Genomic DNA, 18,930 nt, shown 5'->3' with positions numbered 1-18,930 from the left:
GCTATCCTTGTGACAGCAGATTATTCAAACTCTGCGATGCTACGCTTTGATTTTTCATCATCTCTGTCTGCATCTGGTATGAACGGCTTGCGTCTATTAATTGCATCATGGCAGTGGTGGGATCGACATTGCTGTCGTTCAGGTAACCTTGATGCAGCGAACCATCCGTTGCTGGAACCAGAGAAGCACCGCTAGACGGTTGGTAAAGAGAGCCACCCAGTGAAGACAATTTTCCAGACGGCGTTGATACCAAGCCAATTTGAGCAATTACCTTGGCAATTCCACTTGTGCTGCCAACGGGAATCCCAGAAATTGTACCATCCGTACCGATTTGCAGCTTGGACAATGCCGGCAAGCTGATAGGTGTGCCATTGGTGCTGAGAATCGGATTGCCGGCTGAATCGGTTAGAATACCAGAAGAGGAGATCGTTAAAGAGCCATCCCGCGTTAGGGCTACACCGCCTGGTGTTTGCACTTGTAACCAGGCATTGCCGCCAACGCCAACATTCAGCGGATCGCCCGTTTGCTTGAGTGGGCCTGGTTTGAGATCTGGACCTAGCGTTTCCTCCATGGCGTCTGCCCCGGCTGGGGCATTGGTGCCTTGGTAAAGCTGCGCCTGCGTTACCGCCTGTACCGACTCATAGCCGGGCGTCTGGGAATTAGACAGGTTGCTGGCCACCGCCTCCATTTGCGCGGAGATCGCCTGCAGCCCGGCCATGCCGGTATAGAGTGAATCAGAATACATGGTCTTACGCCGTTAGATCTGCACCAGACGCTGACTATCTTGCTGCTCGGTCTGGATTACAGACGTATTCGCCTGATAAGCCTGCTGGTACTGGATTAGCGAAACCAGCAAAGATGAAGTTGAGGCGTTGGAAGATTCCAGGCTTCCGCCTGACAGCGTGCCAGCGAGACCATTACCTGGCGTATTGACTACGGCCTGACCGGAAGTATTGCTGATAGAATAAAGATTGCCAGTTACAGGCGTCAGCCCCTCGGGATTAATGAAATTCGCCAACGCGATTTTTCCGGCGCTGACCGTTTGGCCGTTGGAATAAGTCGCCTCAATAGAACCGTCGGAGGAGATGGAACTGCCTGTATAGCTACCGGGCGCGTAACCGTCATTGGTGACACCCGCCACCGCAAAGTTCTGCGCCGCGAGCGTGGTACCGGAGAAATTAAAAGCGACATTGGACGCGGCTGCGCCATTGCCCCAGTTCACATTCAACGTGGCTGGATTACCCGACGTTAAAGCCCCCGTTGACGAAAACCCCAAAGTGGTCAGCGTTTGCGGAGAGCCGACCGTCGTACCATTCGCCAGTTGTGGCTGCGCATACACCGTCCAGTTCGGCGTGGCCCCCGTTGTGGCGGGCTGGTTTTGCACCAGATAAAGCTGCACGCGATTGGCATTGCCCAACGAATCATAGGTAACCACCGAGGTGCTTTCGCTATAGGTCGACGGATCTGATGCATTAAAAGCTGTTGTCGAGGGAATTTGCGTATCGCCTGAATTGAGATTCAGCGTCACACCAAGATTCTTGCTCGCATTGGCGGGCACAGCGCCTGTGTTGATAGTAATGGCCCCAAGCGTGCTGCCCAACACACCATTGGTGCTGGAATAACCCAGCACACTTGCGCCATTCAGCGTTTCCAATTGCCCTGAGGTGCTAAGCTGAAAGGCACCATCGCGCGTATATTGGTTTGAACCCTTATTGGAGACGACGAAATAGCCATTGCCCTGGATCGCTGCGTCCAGAGAGTTGCCGGTGGAGGTCAGGTTACCCTGCGTCAAATCCGTGGAAATACCTTCCGTCGCAGTGCCGATGCCGGGAGTGTTGGTAGCATTGGCGGGATATACGTCCTCGAACAGCGCCGTTTGGCTTTTGTACGCCGTGGTGCTGGCATTGGCGAGGTCGTTGGACGTGGTGTTCAGGCCAGTTTGCGCACTTAGCAGGCCGGACAAAGCAGTTTGCAAAGACATCAGGCAGCTCCGAGAACAGTTTGAACAGAGGAAACAGGCAGCGCCGTAGCGGAGCCCGCGACATTCAGAGTCGGTGACGAACTAGTGAGGTTAACGCCCTGCACATTGTAAACGGTGTACGGCGTTGCACTGACGGGGTTACCGCTGGCATCAGCAGCCGTGATTTGGTAGGTATAATCCGTACCCGCCTTACCGCCGCTCCAGCTGAAACTTTGCTGCCCCGCAGACAGCGCTCCGAGGTTAAGCGTGGTGGCGACACTACCATCAGGGTTGAGGATGGTGACATCCGTACTGCCGGTGGCACTCGGCAGGCTGAAGGCGCCGGTGGCGGCGCCACTTGAATTCGCAATCAGGGTATTGCCGCTGACCGCAACCTGCTTGCCGACCAAGGACGAAGCCTGGGCCATCTGCGCCGCGCCATTGGCCGTGGAGATGGAGCTGAGCTGGGTATTGATCTGGTTAATACCATCGACCGTCGAGATCGCCGCGAACTCCTGGGCCATCTGCGTCGGGTTGGCTGGCGATGTGGGAGATTGATATTTCAACTGCGCGGTTAGAAGCTGCAGAAAATCAGACTGCGTGAGGTTGGCGGCACTGCCGGCGCCGCTGGATGAAGCGGCCGTCGTGGAAGCCGCGACGGAGGCCGATGAAACCGCGCTGGTGCTGGTACTGTTGGTTGCAGAGTTGATCATTATGCCACCTGAAAGCTGCTGATCATTTGCTGATCTATCCGGCCCGCCTGCTGAAGCATGGCGACGGACGCCGAGTAGGAATTGGAACTGTCGATCATGTTCACCATCTCCTCTACCGGAGAGACATTGCTGCTGGTCACATAGCCGGACGAATCAGCATAAGGGCTGCCGGGATCATATTTACGCGTCGGCGGGGCGTTGCTTTGCACGGTACCCACGACCTGCACGCCAAGGGATGCGTCGTCCGCGGTGCCATCGCTCCCACCACCTGACGCATCGCCTACAACCGGTTGCGCCTGGAAAACCAACTCATGCGCGCGGTAAGGCTGCTGCCCAGGGGCAGCCACGGATGAGGCATTGGCCAAATTCGAGGAAATGGCGCTCATCCGCTGGTCCTGAGCATTCAGGGCGCTGCCGATGATTGAAAAAAGACTATTGCTCATGCACGAACTCCTGATTCACGAGGCCCGGCTAGATGCCGCCCGGGTTAGGACGCAATGCGGTGACGAGATCCTGGGTCGCCTGATGAAGAAACACCGCCGTGGCCTGCATCTGCTGGCCGTTCTGCGCGGCCTCCACACGCTCACTATCCAGCGAGACATCGTTGCCGTTCAGGCCGACTACACCATCCTGACGATATTGTGGTCCGGCATCAGCGCCGGTTTGCGTGCCAAGCGCGCTAGCCAAGGCGTTATTGAATGAAACATCAACAGCCTTGTAATTCGGCGTGTCAGCATTCGCGATATTATTGGCGATGAGATCCGCGCGCTCCTGCCGGACATTCAAAACACCACCATAAAAATCAAGAAATCCGACCTGCATATCCCTCGCCTTCCTGGCCCGTCGAATACCGGACCGGTTATGCCGCCACGCGGCGCCTGTTAAAGGTGTAGGGGGAGGAATTTAAGAAGTGGTAAAAAAACGGCCCTATTACGGGCTGTCATCGCAAAATCATAGCTTACTTATATTCGAAAGCAAGACCGAGTTATTTCCAGCTTGCGGAATTTTTTTTACCAATACCCGTTCAAACGCCCAAAAGCCGGCCCCCTGTTACGGGATACAGCCGGCTTTTTCTGGACCCTTCATGTTACCCTTGCAGACGCTTCAAAACCTCTTCATGCAGCTGACGCTGGTCATCGCTCACATAGAGCTTAGCGAGGTCAGAAGACGAGAAATGCGCGCCTTCTGGCATTTTCGCCTCGGACATACGTTCCAGCGCAACAATCACGCAATCAGCGATCTGCCGAGCGAAATCCTGTCGTTGCGCCTCCACGAACGCCAAATGGTCCAACTGGCGACGGATCTCACCAATTTCTGTGATCGCTTCTGCCCGCTCGCGCTCCAGCACCGGGCTCGGCTGAACAGCCTGCCGATTGATGTCCGTTAGCAGGCCCGAGAGCCAGGACAGCAACGCCGTGGTGCGCCACAACAAATCGAACGCGGCACTGGCATCCATCCTGTCCCGCAAATGCGCTACCTGTTCGGCCAGAATAGCGCAAACCAGTTTCTCATTCGCTTCAACAGTGGCGCTCATCTCTACATCCTATCATTTAACAGGGCAAAGCTGCTTAACCACGGATAGAAGCTGGTTTGGCTCGGCCGGCTTCGTCAGCCAGCCGGAGGCGCCGGCGGCACGCGCTTCGTCACGCTTGCGACCACCGGACTCAGTCGTGAGCACAATAATCGGCGTATAGCGTGCGGAGGCAATTTTTCGCGCCTCCTTAATGAAGCCGATTCCATCCAGCTCCGGCATGTTCAAATCCGTCAGGATCACCGAGGGCTTAATCCCTTCCGACAACTTGGTGATCCCTTCCCGCCCGTTCATGCCGGTTTCGACTTCATAGCCGGCACCTTTGAGAATGTGCGAAAGACTCATCACCATTGTGGCGGAGTCATCAAGGACGAGGATGGTCGGCATCGGAAAGGCGCTCCATTCATAGATAATATGCGCAAGGTTTTGCTGGTATGCCGGATAAGTGTTGAGGCAAGGTTAAAACGCGGCCGTATGGTTTTATCGTGAATGGCGACGATTTTAAGAATTGATTAGGACTGCAGCTCTAATCGTACGGCATGAGCAAAGTTTTCCTCCCGGCCGAAAAAAATTTTCAGCTTGCGGTACACTCCTCACAGGAGGCCCGCGCGCGGCGAAAAGCTGACCGCAACCGCCCCGGGCGGATTTCCTGACGCGGCCATCCTCAAAAATAAGGGTAAGATCGAATGGTGTCGAATATCGCGGCGCAGGGCGCATTAACCGCGGCAAGCAGCCTGGTCGGCGGCAGTAGCGGGGCTAGCGCCCCCAAGCCAGGGCAGTTTCTCTCTTTGGTGGCGGATGCTTTACAAGGGGTCAGCGCACAGCAATCTGCTGCGACCTCAGCCGAGGCCGGGTATGCTGCGGGCGTGCCGGGGGCCACGCTGGGCAAGGCGCTGGTGGCAAACGATCGGGCCGAGGTTGCCTGGAACGCCACCGTTGCCGTGCGTAACGAAGTTGTGTCCGCCTATCAGGCGGTCATGAACATGCAGTTCTAAGCCATGCCTAACTGGCAGGACATTCTAACAAAGCTGCGCGGATGGGCGGGAAAAGTTCCCAAGCTGCTCTGGGTGGCCGGGGGGGTAGTCGCTGTCTCCCTGGGTGCTGTGCTGTGGCTGGAGATGTCCGGTCCACCTTATGCCGTGCTGGATGAAGGGCTTACACCGGCCGATGGCGGTAAGGTGATCGCCCAACTCCAAAAGCTCGGCATTCCGTACCAGTTACAGGCAGCGGGCAATGTGATTCTGGTGCCCGCCCCGCAACTCGCCCAGGCACGGTTGCAGCTTGGGGCCGCGCAGGTACCAGGCTCCTCCACGCAAAACGCATGGAATCAGCTTGAAAACGCGCCGATGACCGCCTCGGATCTAGCCCAGTCCACTATGGCCACGCAGGCGCTGGAACTCTCCTTGCAGCACTCGATTCAGGCCATGGCGGGCATCCGCAGCGCGCAAGTATTTCTAGCCCTGCCACCGGAAACTCCATTTTTAGCGGACCAGCCCAAACCCGCCGCCTCAGTGGTGCTGGATGCCGACCAAATGCAGGCCGCCGCGCAGGCTGAAGGCATTGCCAAACTAGTTGCGGGTGCAGTGCCGGGCCTCTCGGCGCAGAACGTCACCGTGGTCACCACGGCAGGCCAAACCGTTTACCCCTCCCCCGGGACGATGAATACCGGCACGCAATTCGCCACCGTAGCACAGATTGAGGCCGGTGCCGCGGCGCGCGTGGCCGGACTACTGATTCCGATGATCGGCGCTGGGAATTTCCGAACCGATGTCTCTGCTAATCTGGATTTTACCCAGACCCATATTCAAGAGACAACCTACGGCCCGAACCAGATGGTTCAACATTCGAGCCATGACCAAACGACGCAGATTGGCAGTAATGGGGCGGCCTTGGGGATTCCCGGTGCGCTCTCCAACGAGCCACCTGGAAACACCACAACTGCTCCGGCCGCCAAAACGGCATCCAAAACCGGCCAGACCCAGGCGCCAGCCAAAGGCGGCCAACCCCAGACGCCAGCCAAGGCAACGGACAGCCAGCAAGGTCCCACCCGCAAAACAGATAATCTCGACCAGAATTTTGTGACCGATGAAACACAAAGCGACATCACCAAACCTGACTGGTCTGTAAAATCCCTTGCGATCTCAGTTGTCCTGAACCAGGCCGCCCTGCCCAAGGGCGTGCAGATCGACCAGATTAAAACCGCCATCGGCGCGGCCTTTGCTTATCCAGACGTGAAGGTGAATGTGCTCTCCACGCCGTTCCAGAAACCGGCAACAGTCATGGCTGCGGCACCGATTATCGCGGCGGCAAACCCGCTGGCACATGCGCTGCTGGAAGTGTTGGCGGCAATCGCGCTGCTGTTCGGGTTGGCACTGCCAGCCGGGCGACGGCTGGCTAATCTGAGCCTTAGGAACATGCTGCCACCACCACCACCACCGCAACGGCCGCTGCCGGTGGTGATTCCGCCCCGTGATTTCACAGAACTTCGTGACCAAGCGGCCGAGAACATCCCTGGTGTCGCAAGACTCCTGCAAAGCTGGGCTGAAGAAAATGAGTGAAGATACCAAGCAATTACCCGCCCCTGCCCCACTCTCTGGACCTGAGCGTGCGGCCATGGTTCTGCGCGAGCTAGGCGAGGAAACCGCCGCCGCCGTGCTGCGGGAGATGGATGATCTCTCAGTCAGCCGCATCTCCGTGGCGATGTCGAACCTCAAAGGCGTGAATGCGCAGCAGCGCGAAGATATCATGGTCTCCTTCGCGGCGGATCTCGGCATCACCGCCATTGGCGGAGATAGCATGAAATTTCTCAGCCGGGTGCTGATGAACGCACTGGGCGAAACGCAGGCCAAAGAGATTCTCGACCGGTTGCGGCGGAATGAGAGGCGCTCAATTTTCCAACTGCCGCCCAATACCGACGCTCGTACTCTGGCAATGCAGATGGCCCATGAGCGGCCGCAAACCATTGCGCTGCTGCTGGCGCATATTCCGCATGAGATGGGCGCCAATCTGCTGACCTATCTACCAGAGCCGCTGGCGGCGGAAGCGCTTTACCGCTTCTCGAACCTGGACGTTGTGTCCCCCAGCGTGGTGAAGGAGCTGCGCGACATGCTGGATGAGCTGGCGATGCAAACCGGCACTGGCGGACGGCGCGTCACCAATCTGGGGGGCGCCAAGCAGACGGCGGATATTCTCAACCATTTCCCCTCCGCGATGTCTGACAATGTGCTGGGCGCCATCGAGGAACGAGACTCCAAGACCGCCGAGAAAATCCGCGAAAACCTGTTCACCTTTATCGACCTCGGCAGGCTGCCCGACCGCTCGCTACAACTTCTGCTGCGCGAGGTGCCGCAAGACAAGCTGGCCCCGGCCCTACGCCTGGTGGACACCGAACTGCGCGATCGTTTCTTCCAGAATCTCTCCGCCCGCCAGGTGGAAGTGCTGAAGGAGGAGCTGACCAGCGGACCGCCAATCCGGCGCTCCGACGCCCTCGGCGCACAAGGCGAAATTGTGGACGCGGCGCTGCGCTTGGCCGCCGAAGGCCGCATTACCATCAACGCTACCGAGGAGATGGTTTGATGCCCGTGTCTCCAACAATTTCCGTCACGCAAAGCACGGCCCCCACCGCCTCAGCACAAAAGCCTGCAGACGGGCAGGCATTTCAGGCCACACTCACGAACGCACAGCAGGCGGCGCAGACCATCAGCACCGCTACCAACAGCGCCACCACAACGGACAAACAGTCTAACACGGCGCAGAAGTCGCATACATCCGAGCAAACCAAGCTGCCCGGCACACCGGCAGTGCCCTCTAAACCCGCCGCCACGTCCACCGCCAAAGCGTCGAGCGACAGCAAGGGCGCCATCACGGCCAAGGCCGGGAAAGACAGCAAGAAACAGGATACACATAATAATACGGCACTGACAGCCGCTATGTCCGCCCCAACGGACATGACCTTGCCCGCCAAACCCGCCCCCAAGGCAGCTCCTGGCACCAGCGAGACGGCATCCGCCAGCGCGCCAGCCAGCGCCGCCGCACCAGCCCTTACGGCAACAACAGAAGCGGCCGGCAACACGTCCCACAAAGACGCCGCCACCCCGGCGCCCACTGCTCAACCCGCCACGCCCGCAACCCCAACCGCAGGCACAGGCACAGGCACAGGCACAGGCACAGGCTTACAGGCGAAAGCCACGCCCAACACCAGCCAATCCTCCCCAGTGACGCCGCAACCGGCCGCCAGCACGGCCAGCGCAAGCCTTACGAACACCAGCGCCGCTGCCCCCCCGGCGAGCACCAGCACCAGCACGGCCAGCGCACCGGCCGCGCAAAGTGCACGTCGCGGTGCCATCCAAGCCAGCAACAACACCCCACACGCAACCGCAAACACCACCGCGCAGGCCAGCGCTAACACCGCAACCAGCACTGCCGCAGTGCTGGCCGCACGCAGCGCGCAAGAGACAACACCAGCCGTCACAACCGGAACGGATGTTAAAGCCAAGGACAAGTCTCAGACCATCCAGTCTCTCGGCTCGACCAGCCTCGCCAGTGCTGTAACATCGGCCACGGGCGCCAATGCGGTGAGCGCCACGGCTCCCAGCAACAACACGACCAGCGCCAATAGCATAAGCGCCAACAGCCCCTCCGCCCTGGCGGCCACGGTGACAGCCTTGCACCAATCCGGTCAGAACGGCGCGGTGTTACGGTTGGACCCACCTGGTCTTGGGCATCTTTCCGTACAGGTGGGGCTGAATACCCAAGGACAGGTGAATGTACTGTTTGTGCCTAGCACGGCGGATGCCGCGCAGGCTCTGCACGCCGCCCTGCCGCAGCTTGGCAACGCGATGGCTCAATCCGGCCTGACCCTGGGCCAGGCACAGGTTGGCGGACAATTCTCTCAATCGGGCGGGCAGCAGCAGAGCTACGGGCAAAACGGCGGCTACACACCGCCAGCCCAGACGGTCTCTGCCCCGACCGCATCCCCTGCAAGCACCACAATCACGGGGCTAAGCGCCTATGCTTGACGACTCCCAAGATGTGGAACTGCTCGACCTTCTGGACCCGATGCGCGCGCCTTTGCTGCGCTCGATCCTCATGGAGACTCTGGCTGACCGGTTCATGAGGCAGATCGCCTTCGTTCTCTTTCAGCGTATGCGTCATTCCGTGCAGTTGCTCTCCTGCATCCAGAACGTCATTACCCATGAATCCGCTATGTCCGCTTTGCCGGAGGTCATGCTGGCGGGCATTTCCGAACTCACCCCGCTGCGTGGGCGTATGTTGCTGGCCATCGACGGCGATCTCATCGGAGCGATGGTCGACGCGATGTGCGGCGCCACCAGCGCGCACCCGTTCGAACGCTATGAGTTGTCCGCGCTGGAAACACGCGTGGGCAAACAGATAGTGGATCTCGCCTTCGCCACGGTAAGCGAAACCTTCACGCCCATCGTGCCGCTGGAATTACAAGCCATCGCTTACGAAAACGCCACCGGGATGCTCGCTATCGCCGATGGCCAGGACTGGATGATCGCCGTCACTGGTATTTTCGAGACGGAGCTGGGCTCGGGCACTATCCGCGTTATCGTCCCCTACTCCGCCTTTGAGACGCTGGAAGCGAAAATCGCTAACCAGTCCGGTCTGCTGGGTGGGCGCGGACCGGATGAGAACTGGACCAGTGGCGTCGAAATGCTGACCGACAGCACTAAGGTGGAGCTGAGCTTTGAACTAGCCCGGGCGGATTTGCCGCTGGCCGTGTTCCAGGCGCTGCGGCCTGGCGATGTGCTGCCCTTCCATCTCTGGCCTCACGCCGTGGCGGTCGCGGGCGGAGTGGATTTGTTCCTGGCCGATTACGGCCAGCGCGACGGCCATGTGTGCTGCCAAGTCAGCGCCCCAACGACAGAAGAAGGAGACGACAACATGCCCGAGCAGAAAGACCGCATCACAGGGGCGGAAAAGCTCATCGAACCCGAACGCGTGGAACTTGAACGCCTGCAAAACCAGCCGCGCGGCGCCACCGCGATCACCGCCAAGGCCGTGCTGGACCGGGTACAAGTGGCCGTGGCGGTGGAACTGGGGCGCACACAAATCACCGTGAAGGAACTGCGCGCCCTGCGGCACGGGCAGATCCTGCAACTCGACCAGATGATCGGTGAGCCGCTAGCCATCTTCGCCAACGGTCAGAAGCTGGCTTATGGCGAAGTGGTGGCCGTGGCCAATGACCGTTACGGCGTGCGCGTCACCGCCCTCACCGAGGACGCGGCCCGGCAATCGGAAGACGAAACGCCATGACGCCGAATGGCGTGAATAGCGGCGCCTGGTTAGCTTTCGCGGAACTCGCGGGACCGGCGCTGCTGGCCATGCTGGTGATCGGCCTTGCGGCGGGCATTTTGCAAACCGCCACACAGGTGCGGGAATCTTCGATTCCCTTCGTGCTCAAGCTAGGCGGGCTGGCTGTGCTTACCACCGCAGCAGGCTCACTGATGATGGGCGGGGTGGAACATTACGCCACCAGGCTATTCAACGCCATTCCGGGATTATTGCATGGCTGACGCACTCGCCCTCACCCGCCCCCGCGGTTTCAGCCTGACCCAACTTTCCGGCCCGGTGGTGATTCTGCTGGTGCTGGTGATGTTGGCCGTGCCGCTACCGCCACCTGCGATCTCTTTTCTGTTCGCGCTGAACATCTCCGCTGGACTCGTGATTCTGGGCGCATCACTCTATATACCCTCCCCGGCGGAATTCTCCTCGTTCCCATCTGTACTGCTGGCCACCACGCTGATGCGTCTGGCGCTGAACGTGGCTACCGCGCGGGCCATTCTGCTGAACGGCTATTCCGGGCCGGGGGCAGCCGGGCATGTGATTGAAGCGTTCGGCCAATTCGCGGTTGGCGGCAATTATGTTGTCGGCGGCATCATCTTCATCATTCTTATCGTCATAAATTTCGTTGTCGTTACTAAAGGCGCCTCGCGCGTGGCCGAAGTCTCCGCGCGCTTCATGCTGGATAGCCTACCTGGGCGGCAAATGGCGATTGATGCCGAGATCAATGCGGGCATCCTCTCTCCCCAAGCAGCAGAGCGGCGGCGTGACGGGCTACGACGCGAAGCGGATTTCTTCGGCGCAATGGACGGCGCCTCAAAATTCGTGCGCGGCGACGTGGTGGCAGCGATGGTCATTCTGGTCGTCAACATGCTTGGCGGCTTGATTATCGGAACACTTCAATATGGGCTGCCGCTTAGTGATGCCGCGCGCACCTACACGCTACTGACCGTAGGCGATGGGCTAGCAGCACAAATTCCCTCACTTACCATTTCAGTGGCAGCTGGCTTGGTGGTGACGCGTGTTGCCACCGGTGAAGATATCGGCGCGCAAATTAAATCTCAGCTTTCCAAATACCCTCAGGCGCTGGCCATTGCGGCAGCAATCACCGTAGCCATCGGGCTAGTACCGGAGATGGCGCATATCCCCTTCCTAATGTTGGGTGGTGCGCTCGGCGTGGCGGCATGGCGGCTCTCCCGTGCGAATCCGGAGCAAGAACAGGCCAAGGCGCAGCAACAAGGCGAGGCTGAGGGCGTAAAACCAGAGGTAAAAGCCGACACCCTCACTGATGTAAGCGGCGTAGACCCGCTAGGTATGAATATCGGATTTGCCCTGGCGCCGATGGTCGGCCCCGGCGAAGGACGGCTGCTGGGGCGCATGACCGCGGTGCGTCAACGTTACGGACGCGCGATGGGATTTCTGGTGCCCGCAGTGCACATTCGTGATTCCTCAGACCTCCCGGCCCACGGTTACCGGTTCATGCTACGCGGCGCTGCTATTGAAGGCGGCGAAGCTTGGCCTGGACAATGGCTCGCCATTGAAGGGCCGATGGTAGTGGATAAGCTTACCATCGGCCGCCCGGTCAAAGACCCCGCCTTTGGACAGAACGCTGTCTGGATTCCTCAGGGAACTATCCCGGCCGCGGAAGAGCTTGGCTATACCGTTGTGGACGCTGCTACCGCGATTGCCACCCATTTTGCTGAGGTTCTTAAACGCCACGGCGCCGAGCTGCTTGGACGTCCACAGGTAGAAGGGCTCTTGACCCGGCTGGCGGAAACCACGCCTCGCCTCGCGGAGGATTTGCGCGCAAGCCTGTCCGCCGGCGTGATCCGACAGGTATGCCAGGGCCTGCTGGCCGAAGAAGTTCCGGTGCGTGATTTTGAACGTATTGCCGAGGCGTTGGTCGAAGCTGCTGACGGCGGTCTGAAAGACCCAGAAAAACTGTTGGTTGCCGTAAGGCTTAGGCTGGGGCGCTTCATCGTCAGTCAGTTCACAGGATCTGAGCCTGGGCTACGCGTGGCGGTCCTTCCACCGAAGCTAGAGGAGCTAGTCGGCAAATCCCTACGTTCCAATCGCGAAGGTGCACCCGCTGAAATCGAAGCCGAAGCCGCCACGCACCTACGCCAGGCTGCGGATCACGCTGCTAAAACGATGCGCGCCCGCGGTATGAAGCCCGTGCTCGTCGTACAAGCCGCGATGCGCCGTGCCGTAGCAAAATGCGTGCAAGGGGTGATCCAGGTAATCGCACTTGAGGAAATCCCGGAAACCACGCCGCTGCAAGTGGTGCAGGCGTCTGACCCGGTTCCCGCCAATGGCTGACGCCGTGCCCCCCGACAACGCGGCCCTGACCGCGCTTTATGGAAACTGGATCAAACGCATGGCCCTGCTTCTGAAAGTGCGCATGCCATGGGCAGAGTTTGATGAGCTGCTGCAATGGGGGGCCGTGGGTATGATGGAAGCAACGCAGCGCTTCGACCCCAGCCAGGGCGTGACCTTCCAGGCATTCGCCACAAGGCGCATACGCGGCGCAATGATTGACGGCCTGAGACGGGAAGGCTCTCGCCGACGTGGCGAAATCTTATTTGACACAGAGGCGGTGGAAAATGCCACCCAAAGCGACGGCACCGGTCCGGCGGACCCGCTATCACTCCTGTCGCGGCTTGATGACCGCAGCCTCCTGGCAGACGCACTGCGAACGTTGCCTCCGCTCGAATACCGGGTTCTGGCTCTGCATTTTTATGACGAACTTAATAATCGGGAAATCGCGAACGTGTTGGATATCAGCGAAGGTTATGCCTCACGGCTGCGTAAGCGTGCCCTGGAGGCACTTGCCATCCATATTACCGCTTCGCAACGAGGAGAGTTTGTGTCTTGATTAACCTGGCTACGCTGTTCCTCGGGATTCTTGTCATTGTAGGCGGGGCGGTAACGGATCATGTGCCGCTCTCCTCTCTGCTTAATCTCACCGCCTTCATCATTGTGATGTGCGGGTCATTTTCTGCGTGCCTGCTGCAATTCGGATTTCGTAAGATCGTCAAAGCTCTCAAGGCCGTAATGTGGCTGGCAAAGCCGCCGAAGCTGGATCTTGCCGCGTTCATCGACCAAGTGGCTGATTGGTCCGCCAAGGCGCGTAGTGCCGGTACGCTGGTGTTGGAACAGGAAATTCCAGACGTGGAAGATGCCTTTCAACGCCAGGGTCTACAGATGATCGTGGATAACACTCCTCCAGACGATTTCGCGGCCATGCTGAACATCGCCGCCGAGCAGATCGACAACGAGCAGGAACAGCCTGCCCATGTCTGGGAAGCTGTCGGCGGCTATTCTCCTACCATCGGGGTGATGGGTGCAGTGCTCGGACTGATCCATGTGATGATGCGTCTTGATCATCCTAGTGAGTTGGGGGAAGGCATCGCTACGGCCTTTATCGCGACGATTTATGGCGTTGGCTTTGCCAATCTCATAGCTCTTCCCCTTGGCGCACGTCTGAAATCCATCGCCAAGGACCTGGAGCGCGAAAGGATGGTCGTAATTCAGGGCTTCATATTATTGGCTGAAGGCAAGCCTGGCATCATAATCCGCCAGACGCTGAAGAACTATCTACACGACGAGCCCAAGGCAAAAAATCCTGAAGATGAAGACGATACAGTACCCAACGGCGCCTCGCAGGCAGCATAAACCATGGCTAAGTTTCCGCATCATGGCAAAAAGAAAAAGCATCAGGCCCATCTAAATCACGAGCGCTGGGTTATTTCCTACGCTGACCTTCTGACCTTGCTGCTTGCGACGTTCGTTGTGCTTTATGCGTCCTCAACCCGCAACAAATACAAGCAGGAGGAAATTGCCAAAGCCTTCATCGAGGCGTTTCATGGCGCCCCTCCTGCAATTCTCGTTCCTACGCCATCCGGCTCGCACGGCGTACTGCAGCACCACAGCTCACCGATCCCCAAGCCACCGGCTCCTGCAAAAATTCCAGCGAAGATGGAGAAACAGCTACATCAAGAGATGAAAAATCTCCAAGCTCTTTCCTTGAAGCTGAAATCCATGTTCCAGCCAATGATCGACAAGCATCAAGTCACAATCAACAACGCACCACTGACCCTCAGCATTCAACTTGATGCTTCAGTATTGTTCGCCTCAGGCGAAGCAACTCTAAAGCCTGATGCGGCAAAGCTACTTACGCAAGTTGGAAAGGGACTAACGCAATTGCCACCTGGCTTCCATGTCGTAGTCCGGGGCTACACAGACAATCAGCCTATTTCGACACCAGAATTCCCATCTAACTGGTCTCTTTCTGCAGAACGGGCCGTTGCTGTTGTACAACTTTTTATGCAGACAGGCGTCCCTGGTGAGAATCTCGCTGCCGAAGGGTTTGGCGAATACGCACCGATCGCCGACAACAGCACCGACACTGGGCGCGCCCAAAATCGGCGGGTAGTGGTGGTGGTTCAAGCACCACCCTCAAACAAAGAACAGAATAATTCCAAGGACTAATAACCATGGCCAAGGCAAAATCCGGCAAACAAAAGAAAATCTTCAGCCCCTTTCTAGTTAGTCTTGCGGCCTTAACCGGTTGGGCCGCCGTGCATGAGCCTGCCAACTTCACAAACCCTGCCATAGCGGGAGCCTGGCTATTGGAGGCATTGGCAGTGGGGCTATTGGTGCGTGCCACATTAGCCGTGCTTTCTCCCGTCGTTAAATTGTGTGGCGAGATGTTCCAGATTATTACTGGAAAAAGCCGCCTGCATAGCCATGGCGATGCTGAGCCATGAGCTTTGTAACTGTTTCACGCCAGCGTAATAAAGAATTTGTACAGACGGTCCTGGCGAAGGAAGCCGCCGAGATCGCTGCGCAGGAAGCCGAAATTCAACGGCGGGTGAAACAAGAGGTTGCTAAGTTAAAAGAAAATACCATTGCTGAAGCTAAAGAAGCAGGTGAAGCAGCAGCCCGTGCCGTCATGGTGCCGAAGGAGGAGAAATTAACGCAGGCCATTGCCGCGCTAAGCCAAGCAATCAATCAGCTATCCGCTCCTCTAGCGGAAAAAGAGCAAGCGCTGGCGGAACTGGTGCTGGACATGGCTTTTCAGCTTGCCTGCCATATCGCAGGTGGAGAAAGCGGGCAAGCACGTACCGAATTGGCGGGCTTGGTTACCAAGCTGCTACGGGACGCGGCAGCAGACCAATCCAACCGACAAACATTACAGATCCGTCTACATCCAACTGATTTACAGATTGTACAGGAGAAGCTTCCTACAACAAGCGCAAAGCTGGTGGCTGATGACAGCATTACCCCAGGAGGTGCATTGGTGGAACTGCAAGCTCATGGCGGCGATCCACTGGAGAAAGCCGAATGGGACGCCCGGTTAGAAAGCCGCCTTGAGGCAATACGCGCGGCTTTGAGCTTGCCTAAGAAGGAGGCGGAATGATCTCTCTAGACAACATCAAATCCAAAGCCGAGACACATCTGCGCGCAGCTCTGGCAGAAGCACCAGTGCACCGGTACGGGCGCGTGCTATGGGCAAATGGAGAGAAGCTGAGGGTCAGTGGTCTGCACGCACCCATAGGCGCACGCTGCTTGGTAGAACAGGAAGGTGGCGAAGCCGCCGCAGAGATTATCGGGTTCGAGGCCGAAAGCCTGCTTCTAATGCCTGAGCAAGGGACGCGCGGGATCATGCGTGGCGCGCGGGTACGGGTGGAAACAACAGAAATGGCAGTGCTGACCGGCCCGTCTCTGCTTGGACGAGTACTGGATGCTCGGGGCAAAGCACTGGACGGCGGTCCCGTGCCCGAAGCCACAATACCCTGGCCGATGCTAGGCAATCCCATTAATCCCATGGAACGCGCCCGAATCGACACGCCTTTTGACGTCGGAGTGACCGCCATTAACGCCCTCACCACATTCGGACGCGGAATGCGGGTAGGACTGTTCGCCGGTTCGGGCGTGGGTAAGACCACGCTACTTGGCATGCTCGCCCGCCATTCCCGCGCAGACGTAGTGGTACTGGCGATGATCGGTGAACGTGGACGGGAAATTCGGGAATTTATCGAGGATCATCTGGGTGAAACCCTGTCACGTGTGGTGGTGGTGGCCTCTCCCGCGGATGATACGCCCCTGGCACGGGTTCATGGCGCCTACCGTGCCGCCGCTATTGCAGAGTCCTTCCGCGCCCAAGGTAAGCATGTGCTTCTGCTGGTGGACAGCCTTACCAGGCTCGCTATGGCGCTGCGCGAAATTGGGTTAGCGGCTGGGGAGCCCCCCGCCAGCAAGGGCTATCCCCCTTCTGTGTTCGGCGCGCTTTCGGCTTACGCGGAACGTGCCGGCAATGGCGGGCCAGGACAAGGTTCCATCACGGCCATCCATACCGTGTTGGTCGAAGGCGACGACCATGTAAGCGACCCGGTAGCGGATACCGCTCGTGCAATCCTGGATGGACATATCGTCCTCTCCCGCGCCATGGCAGAGGCTACAATCTACCCTCCCATTGATATTTGCGCTTCGCTCTCACGTCCCATGCCGAACCTGGTGGCAAAAGAGCATTTGCACCTCTCCCAGCGATTCCGCTCTCTCTGGGCACGCAAACAGGAGAAGCGCGACATCATTGATCTTGGCGCCTACGCACCTGGGCGCGATCCCATTCTGGACGAAGCATTGCATCGTCAATCCGCAATGGAAGCGCTGCTGCGCCAAGATGCCGAAGTGCGGATAGGGCTGGATGAAGCTCTAATCAGACTGCGCTCTGTTTTTGGGGATGAACCATGAAGCCGCAAGCACTAGCCAAGCTGGAACTTCTCGCTGCAGCCAAGGAAGCTTCCTTGCTGGACGCTTTGAGCCAACACACCTTCAACTTGCAACGTTACGCAGCACAGCGCGACGTTCTGGCCGGATATCAGACTAGGCTGGCAGCGGGCTGGCAAACAGGGGACATCGTACAAGCAGCCGAGGCCCAGCGCGCTGGGCGCTTCACCACACAGGCACAAAATGCCAGCGGCCAGCTCGCGGAGACCATTGCTGTAGAGGAAGCCAAACGTAATGCCTGTGCTGCCGCCTTAGCGGAGCTACGCGCCCACCGCCAGGCTTTACAAGAGCGCCTCAAGGCGTCCCTACGGCAAGAAGCTATCGAGGCGCAAAGCCGTGCGGAGCGCAATCGTCAACATATAAAAATTACCGAAACTCTTTCCTGAAGGCCAAAGGATTCCCAAAAATGGACCTGTCATTCTACAACAACTTCAGCACCAGCTTGGCCGCGCAGGAAGCGCAGATAAACACGCTTCAGCAACAGATCTCCACTGGGATGAAAGTGCAAAACGCTAGTCAAAACCCAGCCGCTTACGAAACCGCTGCCCTTGGAAATGACCAGATTAGCCAGCTGACCAACGACACCACCACCCAGGCCGCAATTCAAACCCAACTTGGCGCTGCTAATGATGCCTACAGCTCCGTGACTTCGCTGCTGGATAATGTTCAGTCCATTGTAGTACAGGCGCTCAACGGCACCACCAGTTCGCAAAACCGTAACGCGCTGGCGACACAAGTGCAAAGCGCCTCGCAGCAGCTGCTATCCATAGGCAACACGGTTGCACCGAATGGGAGCTATCTATTTGGCGGCTCGCGCGGTACGCTGGCACCGTTTCAGATCGATTCCAACGGCAACATCGCTTATTTCGGCGATGCGGGGCAGGGACAGGCCAGTATTAGCCCTGGCGAAACCGCCAATACGTTGGTCACGGGAGAGGTATTTACCTCAGCCTTATCCGGAGACGGCACAACTTCCGTAACCGCCAATAGCAGCAATACCGGCTCCGGAGAAATCATTCAGCAAGGGCTAGTCAACGCCAATACTGCCAATGCTTTCCAGCATGGAAATTCGCCAATCACTGTGAGCTTCGCCGTATCTGGCACGACCACCACCTATACAGCATCACAAGGCGGGAGCACCATCTCAACTGGCACGTTGAACAGTAACGGTACAAACCAGACAAGTGTGCAACTGGCGGGTGTCAATTATGACATCACCGGTTCCCCGGCTAATGGGGACAGTTTCACCATTGCTCCGTCCCGCCCACAATCAGTCTTTTCCTTACTCAAACAAATCTCCACCGCATTGGGCGACACCAATGCAACGCCGGCACAAACCGCGAAGACCAATCAAGTTCTGAACCAGAGCCTCGCCGGTCTTGCGCAGTATCAGCAAGCTGTGACGACCGCTCAGGCGCAGAATGGCGTGACTCTGCAGGCACTTTCAACTGCTACCACAGGTAACACGTCGCAAAAGACCGCCGTACAAACAACGGTAAACCAAGCCATTGCCGTAGACATGCCTACCGCGATTACGGCTCTCGACCAAACGATGACCGCCGTCCAAGCGGCGATGAAGGCTTTCAGTACCGCGCAAGGTCTAAGCCTTTTTCAATATCTTTAAGAAA

Annotated in this window: 22 protein-coding genes; 15 read left to right on the top strand and 7 right to left on the bottom strand. The window is 58.2% G+C overall.

The genetic code is table 11. The annotated features are described in order from the left end of the window. Position 1 precedes the first annotated feature (1 nt). The 7 genes from BUB54_RS10160 to BUB54_RS10130 form a co-directional block, all read right to left on the bottom strand. Positions 2-745, bottom strand: coding sequence for a flagellar hook-basal body complex protein (locus BUB54_RS10160; protein ID WP_048878461.1), 744 nt, complete (start codon positions 743-745; stop codon positions 2-4). A gap of 12 nt (positions 746-757) precedes the next feature. Further along, on the bottom strand, positions 758-1,981 hold the full coding sequence (locus tag BUB54_RS10155; protein ID WP_048878462.1) for a flagellar hook protein FlgE: 1,224 nt from the start codon (positions 1,979-1,981) through the stop codon (positions 758-760). Further along, positions 1,981-2,673 (bottom strand): flagellar hook assembly protein FlgD, encoded by a 693-nt coding sequence (locus BUB54_RS10150; RefSeq protein ID WP_048878463.1) that lies wholly within the window; start codon positions 2,671-2,673, stop codon positions 1,981-1,983. Before BUB54_RS10150 ends, BUB54_RS10155 begins: the two co-directional genes overlap by 1 nt. Continuing rightward, on the bottom strand, positions 2,673-3,116 hold the full coding sequence (flgC, locus tag BUB54_RS10145) for a flagellar basal body rod protein FlgC (protein ID WP_048878464.1): 444 nt from the start codon (positions 3,114-3,116) through the stop codon (positions 2,673-2,675). Before flgC ends, BUB54_RS10150 begins: the two co-directional genes overlap by 1 nt. Positions 3,117-3,144: 28 nt before the next feature. Then, positions 3,145-3,495 carry a flagellar basal body rod protein FlgB gene (locus BUB54_RS10140; protein WP_052948343.1) on the bottom strand — a complete coding sequence of 117 codons (351 nt, stop codon included), beginning with the start codon at positions 3,493-3,495 and terminating at the stop codon, positions 3,145-3,147. A 265-nt stretch (positions 3,496-3,760) separates the two neighbouring features. After that, positions 3,761-4,207 (bottom strand): hypothetical protein, encoded by a 447-nt coding sequence (locus BUB54_RS10135; RefSeq protein WP_048878465.1) that lies wholly within the window; start codon positions 4,205-4,207, stop codon positions 3,761-3,763. A gap of 12 nt (positions 4,208-4,219) precedes the next feature. Further along, complete coding sequence (locus tag BUB54_RS10130) at positions 4,220-4,591, bottom strand: response regulator (protein WP_048878466.1); 372 nt, start codon at positions 4,589-4,591, stop codon at positions 4,220-4,222. 299 nt (positions 4,592-4,890) lie between these two features. Here BUB54_RS10130 and BUB54_RS10125 point away from each other — a divergent pair, with 299 nt between their 5' ends. From BUB54_RS10125 to flgL, 15 genes are read left to right on the top strand one after another with little or no spacing between them, the layout of a single operon-like run. Next, on the top strand, positions 4,891-5,199 hold the full coding sequence (locus tag BUB54_RS10125; RefSeq protein ID WP_048878467.1) for a flagellar hook-basal body complex protein FliE: 309 nt from the start codon (positions 4,891-4,893) through the stop codon (positions 5,197-5,199). A gap of 3 nt (positions 5,200-5,202) precedes the next feature. After that, on the top strand, positions 5,203-6,762 hold the full coding sequence (gene fliF / locus BUB54_RS10120) for a flagellar basal-body MS-ring/collar protein FliF (protein WP_048878468.1): 1,560 nt from the start codon (positions 5,203-5,205) through the stop codon (positions 6,760-6,762). Further along, positions 6,755-7,780: a flagellar motor switch protein FliG gene (locus tag BUB54_RS10115; RefSeq protein WP_073211538.1), complete on the top strand. Its 1,026-nt coding sequence runs from the start codon at positions 6,755-6,757 to the stop codon at positions 7,778-7,780. The genes fliF and BUB54_RS10115 overlap by 8 nt, the downstream gene beginning before the upstream one ends. After that, entirely contained in the window at positions 7,780-9,222 is a 1,443-nt protein-coding gene (locus BUB54_RS10110; protein WP_048878470.1) for a flagellar hook-length control protein FliK, read from the top strand. The genes BUB54_RS10115 and BUB54_RS10110 overlap by 1 nt, the downstream gene beginning before the upstream one ends. After that, the gene (locus tag BUB54_RS10105; protein ID WP_048878471.1) at positions 9,215-10,483 is read left to right on the top strand and encodes a FliM/FliN family flagellar motor switch protein; all 1,269 of its coding nucleotides are present in this window, start codon (positions 9,215-9,217) and stop codon (positions 10,481-10,483) included. Before BUB54_RS10110 ends, BUB54_RS10105 begins: the two co-directional genes overlap by 8 nt. Continuing rightward, a complete protein-coding gene (locus BUB54_RS10100) occupies positions 10,480-10,743 on the top strand; it encodes a flagellar biosynthetic protein FliQ (protein ID WP_048878472.1) in 264 nt (87 codons plus the stop codon). The genes BUB54_RS10105 and BUB54_RS10100 overlap by 4 nt, the downstream gene beginning before the upstream one ends. Next, entirely contained in the window at positions 10,736-12,829 is a 2,094-nt protein-coding gene (locus BUB54_RS10095) for a flagellar biosynthesis protein FlhA (protein ID WP_048878473.1), read from the top strand. The genes BUB54_RS10100 and BUB54_RS10095 overlap by 8 nt, the downstream gene beginning before the upstream one ends. After that, entirely contained in the window at positions 12,822-13,385 is a 564-nt protein-coding gene (locus tag BUB54_RS10090; protein ID WP_048878474.1) for a sigma-70 family RNA polymerase sigma factor, read from the top strand. Before BUB54_RS10095 ends, BUB54_RS10090 begins: the two co-directional genes overlap by 8 nt. Beyond that, positions 13,382-14,185: a flagellar motor protein gene (locus BUB54_RS10085; protein ID WP_048878475.1), complete on the top strand. Its 804-nt coding sequence runs from the start codon at positions 13,382-13,384 to the stop codon at positions 14,183-14,185. The genes BUB54_RS10090 and BUB54_RS10085 overlap by 4 nt, the downstream gene beginning before the upstream one ends. A gap of 3 nt (positions 14,186-14,188) precedes the next feature. Then, a complete protein-coding gene (locus tag BUB54_RS10080) occupies positions 14,189-15,001 on the top strand; it encodes an OmpA family protein (RefSeq protein WP_048878476.1) in 813 nt (270 codons plus the stop codon). Between the two features lie 5 nt (positions 15,002-15,006). After that, positions 15,007-15,279 carry a hypothetical protein gene (locus BUB54_RS10075; protein ID WP_048878477.1) on the top strand — a complete coding sequence of 91 codons (273 nt, stop codon included), beginning with the start codon at positions 15,007-15,009 and terminating at the stop codon, positions 15,277-15,279. Then, the gene (locus BUB54_RS10070) at positions 15,276-15,932 is read left to right on the top strand and encodes a FliH/SctL family protein (RefSeq protein WP_048878478.1); all 657 of its coding nucleotides are present in this window, start codon (positions 15,276-15,278) and stop codon (positions 15,930-15,932) included. The genes BUB54_RS10075 and BUB54_RS10070 overlap by 4 nt, the downstream gene beginning before the upstream one ends. Next, a complete protein-coding gene (locus BUB54_RS10065; protein ID WP_048878479.1) occupies positions 15,929-17,266 on the top strand; it encodes a FliI/YscN family ATPase in 1,338 nt (445 codons plus the stop codon). Before BUB54_RS10070 ends, BUB54_RS10065 begins: the two co-directional genes overlap by 4 nt. Beyond that, on the top strand, positions 17,263-17,688 hold the full coding sequence (locus BUB54_RS10060; RefSeq protein ID WP_048878480.1) for a hypothetical protein: 426 nt from the start codon (positions 17,263-17,265) through the stop codon (positions 17,686-17,688). The genes BUB54_RS10065 and BUB54_RS10060 overlap by 4 nt, the downstream gene beginning before the upstream one ends. Before the next feature lie 20 nt (positions 17,689-17,708). Beyond that, complete coding sequence (flgL, locus tag BUB54_RS10055) at positions 17,709-18,926, top strand: flagellar hook-associated protein FlgL (protein ID WP_048878481.1); 1,218 nt, start codon at positions 17,709-17,711, stop codon at positions 18,924-18,926. Positions 18,927-18,930 lie beyond the last annotated feature (4 nt).

It is taken from the genome of Acidocella aminolytica 101 = DSM 11237 (genome assembly GCF_900129125.1).
GTDB lineage: Bacteria > Pseudomonadota > Alphaproteobacteria > Acetobacterales > Acetobacteraceae > Acidocella > Acidocella aminolytica.
The sequence above is the reverse complement of the archived record's forward strand: the minus strand, read 5'-3'. Positions and strand labels throughout refer to the sequence as shown.